General features: G+C 40.1%; 14 protein-coding genes. 4 read left to right on the forward strand and 10 right to left on the reverse strand.

Going from position 1 to position 17,113, the window contains the following annotated elements; translation table 11 throughout:
- Positions 1–45: 45 nt before the first annotated feature.
- The 4 genes from AAHM81_RS01270 to atpD form a co-directional block, all read right to left on the reverse strand.
- Positions 46–1,428: a peptidylprolyl isomerase gene (locus AAHM81_RS01270; RefSeq protein WP_342265553.1), complete on the reverse strand. Its 1,383-nt coding sequence runs from the start codon at positions 1,426–1,428 to the stop codon at positions 46–48.
- Complete coding sequence (locus AAHM81_RS01275) at positions 1,388–2,278, reverse strand: hypothetical protein (RefSeq protein WP_342265554.1); 891 nt, start codon at positions 2,276–2,278, stop codon at positions 1,388–1,390. Before AAHM81_RS01275 ends, AAHM81_RS01270 begins: the two co-directional genes overlap by 41 nt.
- A gap of 109 nt (positions 2,279–2,387) precedes the next feature.
- Positions 2,388–3,035, reverse strand: coding sequence for an OmpH family outer membrane protein (locus AAHM81_RS01280; RefSeq protein ID WP_342265555.1), 648 nt, complete (start codon positions 3,033–3,035; stop codon positions 2,388–2,390).
- Positions 3,036–3,294: 259 nt separating this feature from the next.
- Complete coding sequence (gene atpD, locus AAHM81_RS01285; RefSeq protein WP_342265556.1) at positions 3,295–4,797, reverse strand: F0F1 ATP synthase subunit beta; 1,503 nt, start codon at positions 4,795–4,797, stop codon at positions 3,295–3,297.
- A 226-nt stretch (positions 4,798–5,023) separates the two neighbouring features.
- Here atpD and AAHM81_RS01290 point away from each other — a divergent pair, with 226 nt between their 5' ends.
- Entirely contained in the window at positions 5,024–5,500 is a 477-nt protein-coding gene (locus AAHM81_RS01290) for a dCMP deaminase family protein (RefSeq protein WP_342265557.1), read from the forward strand.
- A 570-nt stretch (positions 5,501–6,070) separates the two neighbouring features.
- Positions 6,071–7,099: an IS5 family transposase gene (locus AAHM81_RS01295; RefSeq protein WP_342264943.1), complete on the forward strand. Its 1,029-nt coding sequence runs from the start codon at positions 6,071–6,073 to the stop codon at positions 7,097–7,099.
- A 457-nt stretch (positions 7,100–7,556) separates the two neighbouring features.
- Here the strand turns inward: AAHM81_RS01295 and AAHM81_RS01300 are convergent, their stop codons facing one another.
- From AAHM81_RS01300 to rsmH, 6 genes are all read right to left on the reverse strand, one after another.
- The gene (locus AAHM81_RS01300) at positions 7,557–8,681 is read right to left on the reverse strand and encodes a cysteine desulfurase family protein (protein WP_342265558.1); all 1,125 of its coding nucleotides are present in this window, start codon (positions 8,679–8,681) and stop codon (positions 7,557–7,559) included.
- A gap of 233 nt (positions 8,682–8,914) precedes the next feature.
- Positions 8,915–10,222 (reverse strand): ankyrin repeat domain-containing protein, encoded by a 1,308-nt coding sequence (locus AAHM81_RS01305; RefSeq protein ID WP_342265559.1) that lies wholly within the window; start codon positions 10,220–10,222, stop codon positions 8,915–8,917.
- A gap of 137 nt (positions 10,223–10,359) precedes the next feature.
- Positions 10,360–10,914, reverse strand: a complete 555-nt coding sequence (locus AAHM81_RS01310; RefSeq protein WP_342265560.1) for a DUF6913 domain-containing protein — start codon at positions 10,912–10,914, stop codon at positions 10,360–10,362.
- Complete coding sequence (gene ligA, locus AAHM81_RS01315) at positions 10,911–12,911, reverse strand: NAD-dependent DNA ligase LigA (protein WP_342265561.1); 2,001 nt, start codon at positions 12,909–12,911, stop codon at positions 10,911–10,913. The genes AAHM81_RS01310 and ligA overlap by 4 nt, the downstream gene beginning before the upstream one ends.
- A 53-nt stretch (positions 12,912–12,964) precedes the next feature.
- On the reverse strand, positions 12,965–13,693 hold the full coding sequence (locus tag AAHM81_RS01320) for a ZIP family metal transporter (protein WP_342265562.1): 729 nt from the start codon (positions 13,691–13,693) through the stop codon (positions 12,965–12,967).
- Between the two features lie 60 nt (positions 13,694–13,753).
- Entirely contained in the window at positions 13,754–14,677 is a 924-nt protein-coding gene (gene rsmH, locus AAHM81_RS01325; protein ID WP_342265563.1) for a 16S rRNA (cytosine(1402)-N(4))-methyltransferase RsmH, read from the reverse strand.
- A gap of 254 nt (positions 14,678–14,931) precedes the next feature.
- Here rsmH and AAHM81_RS01330 point away from each other — a divergent pair, with 254 nt between their 5' ends.
- Both AAHM81_RS01330 and mltG read left to right on the forward strand, forming a co-directional pair.
- Positions 14,932–16,047 (forward strand): bifunctional (p)ppGpp synthetase/guanosine-3',5'-bis(diphosphate) 3'-pyrophosphohydrolase, encoded by a 1,116-nt coding sequence (locus tag AAHM81_RS01330; protein WP_342265564.1) that lies wholly within the window; start codon positions 14,932–14,934, stop codon positions 16,045–16,047.
- 3 nt (positions 16,048–16,050) lie between these two features.
- Complete coding sequence (mltG, locus tag AAHM81_RS01335) at positions 16,051–17,103, forward strand: endolytic transglycosylase MltG (RefSeq protein ID WP_342265565.1); 1,053 nt, start codon at positions 16,051–16,053, stop codon at positions 17,101–17,103.
- The last annotated feature ends 10 nt before the right edge of the window (positions 17,104–17,113 follow it).

Here is a 17,113-nt window from a genome sequence, read left to right on the forward strand (position 1 = left end):
CCCTCGGCAAAAAGTTGGGGGCATTTACTCACTAACAACGAGCGATCAAAGCAACTGTTCCACTGCGCGATATTCTGGAGCAAAACTAATGACACATTGCGATTTAGCAGTTTGAATCCACTTATCAACTGCCTCTTTTTTTTTCTGTTGCAACAAGTCATGATAGAGCTTTTCATAATCCTGCACAAGATTCATTGGATGAGCCTCTATTTTTTGTTTAAGATAAAGCAACCGCCAAGCTGGTCCATAAGGTGTGCGCATATACTGAGGCTTACTGACTGCTCCTTCCTCCAGCCCATCAATGGCAAAATAGACTTCTGGATCCAAGGCTTCAACAGGCATGCACCGGCCAGGTAAAAGATCGCCCCCTTGCTGATTATTTGCAATCAATCCCCCTTGAGCAACCGTTTCCTTGTCTTCTGAGTATTGCTGCACAGCTGCTTCAAAGGTCAATGTACCAGCAATTATTTTTGCCTTAATAGCATTCAATTCCACTTCTGTTAATCGAATCTCTTCTTCTGTGGGTTTGACAGTCTGCAGGATATGACGGGTATTATACTGGTCCTTATTGCGCCCTATAAGCTCTATAAGATGGAAGCCATATTCAGAGGCAATAGGATCACTTACCTCACCAAGTTTGAGCGAAAGCGCAGTAGACTCATAAGTCGGTGTCAATATACCTAAAGATACCCACCCAATTTCACCGCCCTTAGCAGCAGAATGGGGATCCTCGGAATGTTGCTTGGCCAATTCAGCAAAGGTCCCCTCCCCATCTAGCAATAACTGCTTTAGATGCAAGAGTTTACTTTTGACTGCCTCTTGCCTTGCTGAAGCTACCTTAGGATAGATCACCAGCTGATGTACCTGAACAGCAGCAGGATAGTAAGGACGATCATTTGGCGGCAAGCCATTAAAATAAGCTTTTACCTCTGCTGGCCGCACCACTACATCTTGTGTAAGGTATTGGTAAACCCATGAGGCCAAATATTCTGCCTTGAACCGCTGCTTTAACCCTTTCTTAATATCGTAGATAGATTGATGGGCAACCTGAGCAAGCTTTTCTTCAGAACCTAACTGCCGTATCAAAGCAGCTATTCTACCATCACAGGCCCGTTGAATATGGGCTTTGGGAATTTTAACATCGTGCAACATAGCCTTTGACAAGAAAATCTTGTTTAAAACCAACTCCCGCAACAAGTGCATCTTTACAGATGCATTGATTACCTTACCTTCTAAAGCCAATTGCCTACATGCTTCTTCTAAATCAGAATGCAAAATCAGCTCTTGATTGACAGTAGCAATTACCTTATCCAACAATAGTGTATTATTCGCCCTAGCTACAGGCCACGAAGCGCAAATAAACACAACAAGAGCAGGTGCAAGGCTTTTAATGTATTTGAATAATACAGGTATGGTTTTTTTTAGCATCTTCTAAGAGTTTACATTTTATTTTGTTAACCAGATCCAATCTCCTTTTATGTAGTATAATGGCCTTAATACGATCTGCCACTACTGCCAGTGGAGCAATTTCTTGTGCCAATTGATACTGATTTATTTTTAAAAAATAGATATGTTTCCGGCCTGCTGCATGAATGAATTTATTGGTTTTTAACAATCTAGTTGCATCCCCAAGTGGTCGGTAACCAACTTTAGCCAAAACAGCTTCCCAAGCAAACCATTGATCGGCTTCTAATATAGCAGTATGGGTATAAGGCTTACAGCATACTTGTAATTTTTTTAGGTCTGCAGCTTTGTTTGATAACATGAGCGACTTTACAGAATTAATACAACCCGCCTTTTTGGGAATCGCCAAAAAGATACCCTTTACAATATCATGATGCAATATAAAGTCACGTTGCTTATGCTTTTGGTAATAGTCTGCTATTTCTTCCGATGATACATTGGCATTAAACTCAGCTTGAACAAGGGTTTCTAAAAAATGATATGCTAGTAGATCATTTTTATAATCGCTTAACTTACCTTCCATAGAAGGCTGAATAGATTGATGGTTTGCTTGGGCAATAAGGAGCTGTTTACATGCCCATTCTTCCACATACTTTTTAATGAAAAAATCGGCCTCTGCCGTATCACCCTGGAAAAGATCCATAGAAGAAAGGTCAGATGGATATAAATATTGCTTACCTACACGCGCAATAAAAGCCTCCTTTTGTACATCTTGTCTCCTTGTTTCACCACCACAGCGGTGGAACACCCAATAGATAAAGAGCAATAGCAAGAAGCTACAAGCAAAAAGCCTACTCAAACGAGATACCCTCAAAACAAATTTATAAAAATTGATATAAAAAGTGAGCTATTGGCCACTATTTCCTTTAGCAGCCAATATACCCCCCTCTATGCTTATGTAAGCGCACGGAAGAATGAATGATTTACTTTTTCTTGCCAGGCTTGGCTGGAACTGTTTTAGCTTTAGGCTGATCTTTCGGACCTATTACAGGCTGTTGTGGCGCTTTAGGCTCCATTGCTTTAAGTTGTGCCAATACAAGATCAGAAATGTTAAACGACTCATCAGCCGCAAGTACTACCGGCCCCACATCAGTACTTTTATTCAAAATTAAATTATACTTTTGCTCCGCTTTAATCTTATTAATAACCTCTTGCATTTTGTCATGGAGGGGCTGCATAACCGTCTTATACTTTTCTGTCATCTTAGCAGGCCTTTGCTCCTCAAGCTCTTGAATAGCACGTCCCAAGTTCTGTAATTCTATTTCTTTCTGTTTTCTTTGAACTTCCGAAAGGGTATTTACTTGCTCCCGATACACCTCAACCTTTTCTTGATACTCTTTGAATTTTGTTTGAATCTGATTGGTTAATTGCACTTCAAAGCTCTGAATTTCAGTTCTATTTTTTTTAGCTTCTGGTAGATTTTCTAAAACATATGCTACATCTACATATGCAACCGCTAATCTAGATGGTGCTACTTGAGGCTGCTCTATAACCTTAGACGGATGATTCGCTTGCGCAACAGTATACATAGAGGCAACAAATGCCAATGTAGATAACAATCTATAATTCATTACAGTAAAATTTTAATATTCAATTATGTTCATACAACAGGGATATCCAATATCCCTTATCCGTTCCCACTTATTATCTTCCACTCATTCCTACTCACACTCCCTCCCTATCTTACAAATAAATAGGATAAAGATCAAATTAGCAAGCCTATAAAATAAAGAACCCCATTTTTTTAAATGGGCTACGGGCTACAGCATGCGTTTAAGCGATCTATAAAGGCACGCCAGTGATTGCTCCAAAGCAGTATTAGTGGTTTGCTTAATGCTGATTGGCTAGCAATTTTTCCCCTTTGGCAATCGCCTGTTCAATAGTCCCAACTAAATTAAAAGCCATTTCAGGCAAGTGATCTACCGCTCCATCAATGATCATATTAAATCCCTTAATGGTCTCCTCTATAGGTACCCGCGCACCTTTAATCCCTGTAAATCTTTCTGCCACATTAAATGGCTGCGATAAAAACCGCTCGACCTTTCTAGCACGGTAAACCGTCTGTATATCTTCCTCTGAAAGCTCATCCATACCCAAAATGGCTATAATATCTTGTAATTCTTTATAACGTTGGAGGGTTCTTTTTACTTTCTGGGCGGTCTCATAGTGGAGATCGCCTAGGACTTCAGGATTTAATGCTCTGGAAGAAGAGGCTAAGGGATCTACCGCCGGATAAATGCCAAGCGCTGCTATCCTTCTGGAAAGAACAGTAGTCGTATCTAAATGGGTAAAAGTAGTAGCAGGAGCAGGATCTGTTAAATCATCTGCCGGGACATAAACCGCTTGCACAGAGGTAATAGAGCCATGTTTCACAGAGGTAATGCGTTCTTGCATGGCACCCATCTCTGTGGCCAAGGTTGGCTGATAACCTACGGCAGAGGGTATACGCCCCAATAAAGCAGAAATTTCTGCACCAGCTTGGGTAAAACGAAAAATATTGTCAATAAAAAAGAGGATATCTTTCCCTTTTTCACCTTCACCATGGTCACGAAAATATTCTGCAATAGAGAGTCCAGTCAGTGCGACACGCGCCCTTGCACCAGGGGATTCATTCATTTGACCAAAGACAAGCGTAGCTTGAGAGGTTTTCAATGCTTCATGATCTACCTTACTAAGGTCCCAATCACCGCGCTCCATAGCTTGGGCAAATGCTTCTCCATAATTGATTACACCGGCCTCAATCATTTCTCGTAAAAGGTCATTGCCCTCACGGGTCCGTTCTCCTACACCAGCAAATACAGAAAGACCATTATAAGATTTAGCAATGTTATCAATCAGTTCCATAATCAAAACCGTTTTACCTACACCTGCACCACCAAACAATCCAATTTTACCCCCCTTCACATAAGGGGCAAGTAGATCAATTACCTTGATACCGGTATAGAGGATTTCTGTTGTAGAAGAGAGTTGGTCAAAAGGTGGCACCGCTCTATGAATAGGTAGCTGCTGATCGGTTGCTGGTTGGGCCATGCCATCTATAGCTGTCCCTGTAACATTAAAAAGACGACCACGTACCGCATCGCCTACAGGCACTCGAATTGGGGCACCTGTATCTATTACCTCTAGCCCACGCGTTAATCCTTCTGTACCCTCCATAGCAATGGCGCGCACACAATGCTCACCCAGGTGTTGTTGGCACTCTAAGGTAATCAATTTACCAGTAGAAGCTTTAATATGCAATGCGTTCAATATGCTAGGTAAGCTAGCTTCTTCATTAAAACGGACATCAACTACAGGACCTATAATTTGAATAATTTTTCCAGTATGGGACATTATTTTTTTATGAAATCAAAAAATTAATTATATCGCTGCATAAATTTATAAAAAAGGATTGGATTTGCTGCTGTAATAAGTTGACTTTAAGCATAGAGGGAAAAATAGAGTTAACTTTTTCCTTATATTGGTTACATTTATAGGAAGCAGCTTCCACATCGTGTCTCCTACAAATCCGTGGGCATAAGCCTGTTTTGAAAACAGTCCATATATAGCAGTAAAATTAATGGGGCAAAAACCTACATTTGATCATATTTTTATGTCATTGGCCATACAATTGGCCCAACGATCACACTGTATTAAAAAGAAGGTAGGTGCTGTATTAACCAAAGAGACTCGAATTATTTCCATAGGATACAATGGGCCGCCACCTGGCACCTATAATTGCGATGAGGTATGGCCTAAAACAGGCTGCGCCAGAAATATAAAAGGAAGTTGTGGCTTAGCCATTCATGCAGAGCAAAATGCTGTACTGTATGCATTAACCAATCACGTTAATGTCAAAGATGGGGTGCTCTATACTACCCTTTCGCCCTGTCTGCCTTGTGCCCGTATCTTATTTAGTGTGGGTATTAAAAAAGTTGTATACAAGGATTCGTATGCAGCTTATAAAAACTTAGATTACGAGGAGGGGTTAAATTTTCTACATGAGTTTGGTGTACAGATCATACAATACGACCCATATAGGGATATAGAACTTTAAAGTTACCAAAAGTTACTTATTACTTGACTAAACAGCTTAAGGCCTTCTGCAAAAGCAACACCAAAATTACCGTATCCGTTCATGCAATGGCGCAGGCTTAAGACATAAATATTATTGACTATTAAATAGAACAGCATTTTTTACATGGAGTATTGGTACTGGTATACACAGCACTTATGACCACCGATAGCTTTTCTTATCATTATCAGCCCCGAGTCTCCTTCGATAAAAAAATGGCGCTCTACTAGACCTCTTGCAAAACCTACTTTGTGATGAGCAATTTTTAGGAGAAGTGTAGTCGAGCACCGCAGAATACTTAATGTATTTGAGGAGCATAGACAAGCTTCGACACCAAAATTGCCATTAGAAATAGGTTTTGCAAGAGGTCTAGTAAAACACTAACCCCTGAGCGATATATTTTCAGCGGATTAGAAAATCGAGGCCGTTGCAATAGACCTTTACGATTTGCCATAAAAAGTATCTTTTTATTTTTTAGAAGAAGGTAAAAAAAGGTTAAATTCTATTGATTTTTTTAGGTATTGATGCTTAAAACTTTTAATAATATTGTGTATGTCGCTCAAGCAAACTAAGCAATTAAGTTTTTCAGATATTTCCGCCAATAAGCGTAAGTGCAAACACACTTTCTTTGATCAAATCAACAAGCTAGTTAATTGGTCAGTAGTAGAAAAAGCACTCCGATTACATTATCCTAAAGGTTTACGTTTATCAGGCAAACCGGCCTATAGTCCTCTGCTTCTATTCAAAATGCTATTGCTACAGACGTGGTATGGCTTGAGCGACTATGCAGTCGAAGAAGAAGTGAATGATCGTATCACTTTTAGCAGATTTTGTGGTATTTCGATGGATAGTTCTGTTCCAGATCATAGTGTACTAAGTAGATTTAGAACTACCCTTACAGAGAAGAATGCTTTAGAAAAGTTATTGCATATCATTAATAATCAGCTATCTGATCATGGTGTATTGGTTCAAAACGGTTCAGCAGCTGTAGATGCTTCTATTACCCCTACCCCTAGACGCCCTAAAGGTAAAAAAAGCTACGATCTGCATGAAGATGGAACCATAACCACAGCTGAAAGTTATCAAAAAGGAGTAGATCCAGAAGCAAGTTGGATAAAAAAAGGCCATCATCTCTACTATGGCTATAAGCGGCATGTTCTTGTGGAAAGCAAAGAGGGGTTGGTGCTAGCCGTAGGTACCACAAAAGCATCTAGTCATGATAGTGGGCATTTACAGGTATTATTGGATAAAGTAAGGCTAAAATCAGGCAGCAGACTCTATGCAGATAAAGGCTATAGCGGGTCGCCCAACGAAAATTTACTAAAGAAAAAGAAGTTAAAATCAGCTATTCAGAAAAAAGGGGCTAGAAACAATCCTTTATCACCCACTGCTAAACGGTTTAATAAATTAGTATCTAAAACGCGCTATAAAGTAGAACGGGTATTTGGAAGTATTAAAAGTTGGTTCCGTAGCTCAGGAGCCAGATATATAGGCCTTGCTAAAACCCATACGCAACATGTTATGGAGGCAATAGCCTATAACTTATATAGGTCCCCAAACATCATATTAAGAGGTATCTAGGGGAATGGTGTGTCCAAAATAGATTGAAAATGACTAAAAAATCAGTAAATAAATAGTTTTATACCACTATAACATCAAATATGGCAAGGAAATAACCCTGGAAGATTAATCAAAATTATACCTTCAACCTATCACAACGGCCTCAAATCGTCTGTCTGAAGCCCGCTTGCGGGCTGAGTTCACGATTTTCCCGCTGAAAAAGATATCGATTCAGCTATTTACTATCGGGCCAGACTTTTTATCGAAGGAGATAAGGGGCCCAGACACAGGCGTGAATAGATACAAATTGCCATTAGAAATAGGTTGTGCAGATTAAGACCTTCTGCAAAAGCTATTTGTGATCAGCAATTTTTAGGAGAAGCGCAGTCGAGCACCGCAGAATACTAGATGTATTTGAGGAGCATAGACAAGCTTCGACACCAAAATTGCCATTAGAAATAGATTTTGCAGAAGGTCTTTACTTTGCATACAGTTTCGCCAGCATAGCAACAGTTTGTTCAACCTCTATATGGGTAGTATACTTGCTAAAAGAAAAACGTATGGCATGGCTGTTTTTTTTCTGTAAAGCAGCTATAACAGACGAACCTAACGCACTGCCACTGGTACAAGCACTGCCTGTAGAAGCCGCTATACCATGAATATCTAAATTGTAGATGAGCATATCGTGTGCTTGCGAGTCGGGCAATGAAATATTTAAGAGATGGGGACTACTCTGGGTTAAGCTTTCGCTATGACCATTAAAAATTATATCAGGGATATGCTTTTTCAATAAGGCAATCATATGTTGCTTAATGGCTAACAAATGGGTGACAATTTTTTCCCTGTCCCGAAAAGCGATGGCTAGCGCTTTAGCCATTCCAACAATGTAAGGAACATTTTCAGTTCCGCCGCGCATGTTTAACTCTTGGCTTCCTCCGGCGATAAGGGGCGCAACAGAGGTTTTTGCATCAATATACACAAATCCAACTCCTTTAGGTCCATGTATTTTATGGGCGGAACCAACAGCAAGGTGACAAGATAGGAAATCAGGAAAACAACCATAGATGGCTTGAATCATATCTGAATGCAAAAATGCGCCATATCTTCGACAAATCTGTCCAACAGCTGCTATATCTGTTATATTGCCAATTTCATGATTGACCTGCATCAAACTGACCAAAGCATGTGGGTGTCTTTTTAGCCAGGCTTCTACTTCATCCAATGTAAAGTCCCCAGCCTGGCTAACCCGCAGATAGGATAATGTAATTTTGCCCTGTTTGGCCAGTGCTTCTAACGGCATCCGCACTGCAAGGTGCTCTAATGGAGAGGTTAACACATGCGCAATGTGCATGGCATCTATAATACCTTTCAATAACATATTGTTCCCTTCTGTACCACCAGAGGTAAAAACTATTTCAGCAGGTGCAACATCCAATAAAGCGGCTATTTTTTTTCTGGATTTTTCAAGAGCTGCTTTTGCACGGCAGCCATAACGATGCACAGAAGAGGGATTCCCACATAAATTAGCCATATAAGGCATCATAGATGCCAATACTTCTGGATCTAATTGGGTAGTAGCTGCATTATCTAAATAGATATCCATGATAAGAAACAGTTGCCTAGATTCCTAGCAGGAAACTTATTTTTCTCAAAGTTATTTTCCACCGCTTTTACGATTTATTTGTCTGTTTACTGAGCCCTTCTTTATTTGACGGTTTCATGCTCCCAGCTATCGCTCATTCTAAATACTTTTTTCTGGCGGAATTTTTTTGTGACGTGACCAGATTGATGAATAATCGCAGGAAACGCAGTGCCAGTAATTGATTAGCCTTATGCTTACTTCCTAAACCGTTTTTTTAAATCTAAAGGAGTATGGCCTTCATTATTCTTTACATTTTTATTAGCACCATGCTTCAATAATAGTCGAAAGATTTTTAGATTGCGGAGATAGGCTGCTATATGTAAAGGCGTATTGCCTTGACGGTTTTGTACATTTATGTCAACCTTGTGTTTGTCTTTCAATAATTCTTGCAATATTTCTAGGTTCAATCTTTGACTACACTCTAGCGCTTTATGCAACGGAGTGTTTCCTTCATGATCTTGTACGTTTACATCAAGATCATATTTAAATAATTCTTGCAATATTGTTGCATCAAGGTTATTATAGACTGCGACATGCAAAACAGTACCCCCATGAGCATCTCGTACATTTATATCAGCGCCATTTTCCAATAGTGCTTGCACTATTTTTAGATTAGATTCGGCTACTGCTTCAAGCAAAGGGAAATTTCCATTAGCCCCTAAATTTACATCAACATTAAACTTCAATAGCTCTTGAAATATTTCTTGAAATGTTTCAAGATTATGCTTACGCTCTTCGTTACTCATAAATAGTCCTGAATTCCTGATTGATAATTGAATCAGCGCTAAATGCAAAGGCCTATATCCCTGCCTACCTTCTATATCTACTCGCGCGCCCTTTTCCAATAATGTCTTGATTATTTTTAGATTCCACTGCGCAATTGCTAAATGGAGAGGCGTATGTCCGCAATCGGTTTTTAGATTTATGTCAGCACCACTTTCCAATAACGCTTGGACTATTTTTCGGCTATTTCCACTTGCGGCTAGATGCAAAGGCGTATACCCTGTAGTATAATAGGGATGCCCTTTATCTTTTCGAAGACTTATATCAGCTCCCTTGTTCAGTAATGCTTGGACGATTTCCAAATTGCTTTCCCTTACTGCTAAATACAAAGGCGTATGGCCTTGACCATCGCGCCGATTTATATCGGCTCCATTATTCAATAATATTGGGACTATTTTCCGCTTATTTCCGCTCACTGCCACATGTAAAGGAGTATTTCCTTGATCATTTTGTAAATTTCTGTCGATGCCGTTTTCTAATAATGCCAGTACCATCCATCGATCATTCTCGCTTACTGCTACATGCAAACGCGTATTGCCTTGACCATCGCGTAGATGTATATCGATGTCACCTAGATTACGCTTCAGTCTCTGAGTTTTATCTGGCTTCTTCTTTCCTTCTATAGGAGCATGGCCAAAAGTAGCTGCTAAAATGGTAGCCCAAAGAAAGATAGATAAACAAACAAGCCTACTGTTTTGTGTCATATTTTTGTAATGCATAGGATATCGACAATAAATAAAATTAAGATGGAAATTTTAGACGTAAATTTAATAGACTATACTGGACTAAAAAAATTGATTTCATATACTAGTATACTTTTTTAAGCAAGCCTATCTTACTCAGCTGCGATAGTTTGCTACCCCTCCATACATCCTGTATAGTGTAACATCTGTCCGGCCAACCTTTTCATATCTTCAACTGGAGCGGTTCGGCTTACCTTTACCATTACTTCAAATAAATTTTTACGCATAGGATCAAAATGACCCACACGACATTTAGCAGGATGTTTGGCTACGATATAATCCAATAGTGGATTCGTGGTCAAGTCTACATGAAACATGTAATCAAAAGGGGTCTCTATAAACTTTTTTATACGATCACTTTTTACCTTCCCTAAAATGGTAATGGCCTTATGGCCAAAAGCATAACGCAAATTACTACTGGCATGCATCCGATCTTTACCTGTAATATAACAGAGCACACTAACCTGCTTATCCAAATTTTTTAAATCCCGAATCAAACGTTGTACTACCTCATGCTTCGCAGGACTTTCATAGCTATACAATACGCCTATGGTAGTTGCTTTATTCAACCCTACATTGCTGCGCGCAAGGGCCTTATGTTGTTTTGAGGCATACCGCGCAACGATTCCTAAAACAAAAAACTTAAAACCTAAGTATAGACGCATCATTGTATCATCTTTATAAAATCATTTTCTTCTAGAATTGGAATCGCCCACTCCATTGCCTTGGCCAACTTGGATGGGCCAGCTTTAGTTCCTGAAACCAAATAATCCACCTTAGCAGACATGGAAGTCAAAACCCTTCCTCCTGCTTGTTCAATGGATCGTGTCAATTCCTCCCTGGTAAATTTTTGAAAGGTACCCGAAATAACAAAATTTTTTGAGGACAATGGCAAAACGGTATCAACGGTTTGGGGTAACGCAAACTGCAATCCGGCAGCTTCAAGCCGATGCAAAATGACTTGCTGGTAAGGATCCTGTAAGTAATCCAGTATGCTCCGCACAATTTTTTCTCCAATATCTGGTAGCGCCAATAGTTGGGTTGCAGTAGCCTGTTTCAAACGGTCCATAGATCTAAAGTGTAACGCCAGTTTCTTGGCTACCGTCTCCCCTATATGTTTAATACCCAAGGCAAACAATAGTCTATCAAAAGGTTTTTTTTTGGATGCCTCAATGTTAAATAATAATTTTTGTGTAGATATGGATTGAAATCCTTCTAACCGGTTGACTGCCTCGTAACGCAACGTATAAAGATCTGCTATATTTTGCACCAACTTAGCTTCAAATAATGCATCAATCGTTTTAGGCCCCAAGGTATCAATATCCATAGCTTTTCGATGGGCAAAATGCAATAAAGCGCCTTTTAACTGAGGCAAACATTGCTGTTTATTGGGGCAATAGTAGGCCACAGACCCTGTTGTTCGATGGAGCGGTGTACCACAAACAGGGCAACTATGGATAAAAACAATGGGCTTACTGGTTTTGTTACGGCGCGCCCTATCTACACCCACTACCTTAGGAATAATATCACCGCCTTTCTCAATAAAAATGGTATCGCCCAAATAGAGATCTCGCCTAGCGATTTCATCTGCATTATGCAAAGATGCACGACGCACCATAGTTCCGGCCAGTGGAATAGGGGTAAAATGGGCCACTGGCGTAACCGCGCCCGTTCTTCCCACCTGAAAGGTCACCTTTTCCAATATAGAATGTGCCATCTCTGGTTGATATTTATAGGCAATGGCCCAACGGGGTGATTTTGCAGTCATACCAATAATGTGTTGCTGATGGAGGTTGTTTACTTTTATCACGATGCCATCCATCTCAACAGGCAAATCTTTTTTATGTTGCGCCCAATAATGGATATAGGCCATAATATCCATAACATTATGACACACTTTATAGGTAGGCGGAGTCGCAAAGCCTAAGCTATCCAATAGCACTAGAGCTGCTTCTTGCGTAGGACAATGATAGGATGTAGCATAAAAACTATAGCCATAAAATGCCAATTGACGATCTTTTACCAAGTCTATATCTAATGCCTTTAATGTACCTGCTGTAATATTACGGGGATTTGCCCATAAGGGTGCGCCTTCTGCTTTACGTTTATTATTTAATGCTTGAAAAACAGCCTTGGGCATAAAGGCTTCGCCACGCACCTCAAAAGAGGCAGATGGAGCGCCTTGAATTTTTTGGGGCAAGTGCAAACATTGGATAGCATGACCGGTTATATCATCACCTTTTTGGCCATCACCTCGGGTCACCACACGCACCAAATTGCCTTTTTCATAGAGTAGGCTCAATGCCACACCATCTATTTTAGGTTCACATATAAAGTCTACAATCGCATTGGGAACCATTCTTTTCACCCTTGTAACAAATTGCTCTAACGCTTCCTCTGAATAGGTTTTCGCCAAAGAAAGCATGGGCGTTTGGTGATAGACCACTGCAAACGCTTTAGAAGGCTGTTCTCCAACCACCTGAGTAGGGGAATCCGGATGCTTTAAATGGGGATAAGCCTCCTCCAACCGAGCCAGCTGTTCCAACAATTGGTCATAGGCATAATCAGAAATTTGAGAAATCCCCTTTTGAAAATAGCACTCATTATAATAGCGAATTAAATTCACCAAACGTTTGATCTCCTTACTGATATCAGATGGGTCCATAATTGGTTAGCGCAAATTAAATTAGACTTCTTGCGAAACCCATTTGTTAGGCTTCAAAATAAAAATTCAACCAACGCCGCCAATCCAGCCCCAAATAAACTGGTCCACAAAGTAAGCCGGTTTGAGTGATGATTGGGACTTGCTTCAAAAAGCATGGTGGCGGAAATGTACAAAAAATTACCCGTTACAATAGATAATACTATGATGCTACCATAATCAGAAATATAATAATTCGCATAGCTACTAAGCCACAACCCTACTGGAGAGGCCAAAGCAAACAACACCAAGTAGCGCAACTTTTGTCTTAAGGATAAGGTAAAGCTGCCCAATACACTCATTAAAGCAACCGCCTCTAGAAATTTATGGAGCATCATGCCGAGTAAAAGCCCCTCTTGAGGAGCATAATCGACATGACCATGTGCCAACAGCGTGCCATCTAAGAGGGCGTGTAATGCTATAGAAGCTAAAAAAGAAAGCATTTTATAGTTTTTTACACAACAATGGCCTGAAGTGGGCGCAATAGCATGACCATGTTCTACACCTGCACTAAAAGTTTCAATAAAACGCTGTAAAAAAAAGCCAATCATGATATACCCGCCCACATGCATCGGCATAACCTTAGCAATAAAAAGCTCAGGCATAAGATGCAGCAAGGTATTGGCCAATAGGTAACCACCGGAAAAAGTTAGCAAGCGGGGCAGCAAGTTCATGGAACATTTCCCAATAACCACTAAACCACCTATCAATGCTGAAAGAAAAAGTGCAACAAACGGTATAATCATTATTCATTCATGATGGTTAAAAAATTGATAGACTGTATACTATTGTCTAGCCAAATAGGGTTAGGCAACACGTACCGCTATCCGTAATCGTGCACTTCGGGCACGATTGTTTTTACTAAGCTCTTCTTGAGAAGGTATAAAAGGCTTTTTTTGTAATGGAACAAAAGGCCGTATGAGGTTCCCATAAGCATCTTGTTGCACTTGCCCTAATACATTCCCTGTATTAAAAAAGTTTTTAACCAATCGATCCTCTAAAGAGTGATACGCAATAATCGCCAAGCGTCCTTTAGGTTTAACCAATTCAACACTACGCTGTAACAACCCCTCTAATGCAGCCAGTTCATTATTCACTTCAATACGAAATGCTTGAAAGACCTTTGCAAGATACTGATTTACCTTTAGCTTAGGTGCAAAAGGTTCAATAATAGCTTTCAATTGATAGGTCGTTGCAATAGGCGCAACGCCACGTGCCTTTACAATTGCCTTGGCAATAGCGGTTGCGGGGGCCACCTCGCCATAAAAATGCAATAAATTCGCCAGCTGTTCTACTGTATAGGTATTGACCACCTGTTGGGCCGAATGTGGGTCATTGGGATCCATCCTCATATCCAACGTGCCATCAAATCGAGTAGAAAAACCCCGTTCCGGGGTATCTATTTGGTAAGAGGAGGTTCCTAAATCTGCCAATAAGCCATCTAGTTGTGCGATGCCATAAAAGCTTATAAACTCCTTTACAAACCGAAATGGGGCTCTGATAAAGGTAAAAGGTTTCCCTGTAAACAATCCAGCCATTTTAGCAGCCTCTGGGTCCTTATCAAAGGCAAACAAATGGCCACTAGAAAGCGATTCAACTATCCTTGTCGCATGCCCCCCACCCCCAAAAGTAAGATCTGCATAGTGGCCTGTTGGTACTACGGCCAAACCTTGCATCACCTCATCGGCCATGACCGGTATATGGTAGCTCCCTGAAATAGTTGTAACCATGGATTAAAAATTGTAAATTTTATAAATTTCCTGTAAAGATAATGAGACCCTTTGACAATACAAACAAGCAGTACAAGTAAGTCAAAAGTTTTTTTAGGAATTTAGTATTTTTATAAGACAGCTACTTATTTTTGTTGCTGGCATGATACGTTTGTAACTTTAGGGGGAGAATGCTTACTTTAATAGCAAGTGATCAGCCAACGGTATAAAACTTATGGAACTGGCTAGTGTGATTTTTTTTTTGACTGTACAGAATGATGAAAAGAAATGACGTCCCTGATGTACATACTTGGAACCTCCATCAACTTGCAAGAGCGGTAAGCCAAAACCCAACTGATATGCAACAAGCCTGGTGCACCCTCCAGGAGGCCTATACATGTGCAGAGCAGTTTGAAAAGCAAGTAGAACTAACAACGTTAAAACGTTGCGCAAAAGAGTCGTTACAAGTAGCAATCATTGCAGCTACAGAGATGTCTTTAGATCTCTCCACTGCTATAGCTGCACTCTTAACGCCAGCTTTTCTAGTAGGATTGATTGAAGCAGCAGCCGTTGAAAAACAATTCGACACAAAAGTAGCCTCCATACTAAGGGAGCTAGAAGCACTCAAGGGCTATAGATTACGCAATGACACCATTCGAAACTATCCAAGCCATCCTGACATACATTGCCACCATATCTTAGCCATTTTACTACAAATTTGTGACATCATTCGTGTCCATTGTAGCGGTGTAACTTTTGAAAATCTAGAGTTGGCGTTAATCCATTCTAGTACACAACTGCTACTTGAGTTAAAGTATTTTTATATTCCACTTTCCCATAGGATGCGGATGTATGATATCCAAACCAAACTAGCAGATTTTTGGTTAAAGCATACAGATACACTGGGTTACTATGCCATTACAGCCAAGCTGGGCATGACCAAAATGAAAAGGCAACAAAAGTTAAACCTTATTGCAGAGGAAGTTCAGGCCGCCCTCCAAGCACGTGGCATTAATTTTATCATCAAAAAACGGATTAAGTCTGTTTACTCTATTTGGCATAAAATTCAAAAATTGAAGATTAATTTCGACCAAATACATGACCTTACTGCGATCAGAATCATTCTAACCAATATGGATGGTAAAACGTTGCAAGAGGAAAAAGTAGCCTGTTGGAGAATGCTTGGTATTATTAGTAGTCTGTACAAGCCAATGTGCAGTATTATGCGGGACTGGATCAGTACACCAAGAGACAGTAGTTATGAATCGCTGCATCTTACCTTTGAAACCTATAAATATGGGCAATTAGAGGTACAAATCCGTACAGAACGAATGGATTATATAGCAGAGCATGGTGAGGCAGCCCATTGGAAGTATAAGTATACGATATAATCTATGCTAGGCCTGACTTCCCCTTACACTATTGCTTATTTAAAAAAAAGCATACAATGGATGGTTGGGCTAGGATTTTTGCTTTCCATTACCCTGTATGCCATACTGGGCCATCCCAATATTTACCCTCCCAATCGTTTGTTGATTATTCCAAGAGGGTGCACACGCCACCAGCTCAAAGAGCAGCTACAAAAAGAGGGATATATAAAATATGGCGTTACTTTTTTATGGGCGGCCTATTTACTGAGGTATCATCCCCGTTGCACACCTGGCCAATATCAACTACTTGGCAATATGAATAATTGGCAAGTAGTTAGCATGTTACGTGGTGGTAGGCAACACCCCGTTAAGCTTACCTTTTCTACTGCGGCTAATAAAGCTTCTTTAGTAGATCAACTGGTGCGTCGTATAGGCATAAACAAGGAAGCACTAGCTGCTTTACTAGATGATCCTAAAAAGCTATCTTCCTATGGATTTACGCCAGAAAATGTATTAACCATGTTTATTCCAAACAGCTATGAAGTATACTGGAACATTACGCCCGAACAATTATTATCAAAAATGCATTTGGCCTATCAACATTTCTGGAATAGCACACGGATGCACAAAGCAAAGCAGATACAATTAAGTCCCACTCAAGTTTCCATTTTGGCTTCGATTGTGCAAGCAGAAACAAACGACCTAAAAGAGGCCGCTTTGATTGCCGGTGTCTATCTCAATAGACTCAAACGCAACATGCGTCTTCAATCCTGTCCAATGCTTGTTTATGCGCTAAGAAAAAAACAATCAGTTGTTAATAGAGTGTTGCAAAAGGATACTTACATCAACTCCCCTTATAATTCTTATCGTAAAAAGGGATTGCCACCTGGGCCTATTGGTTTACCTAGCATAGCCATGATTGATGCGGTACTTAATTATATACCCCATGACTACCTATTTTTTTCAGCTAAGGAAGACTTTTCAGGATTACATTACTTTACGCATGATTATACAGAGCATGTAAAAAATGCCCATAAATATAGGAAAGCACTCAACAAGCTAAACATTATGCGCTGAAAGCAGATAG

It is taken from the genome of Cardinium endosymbiont of Philonthus spinipes, assembly GCF_964030745.1.
In the GTDB taxonomy this organism is placed as follows: Bacteria; Bacteroidota; Bacteroidia; order Cytophagales; family Amoebophilaceae; genus Cardinium.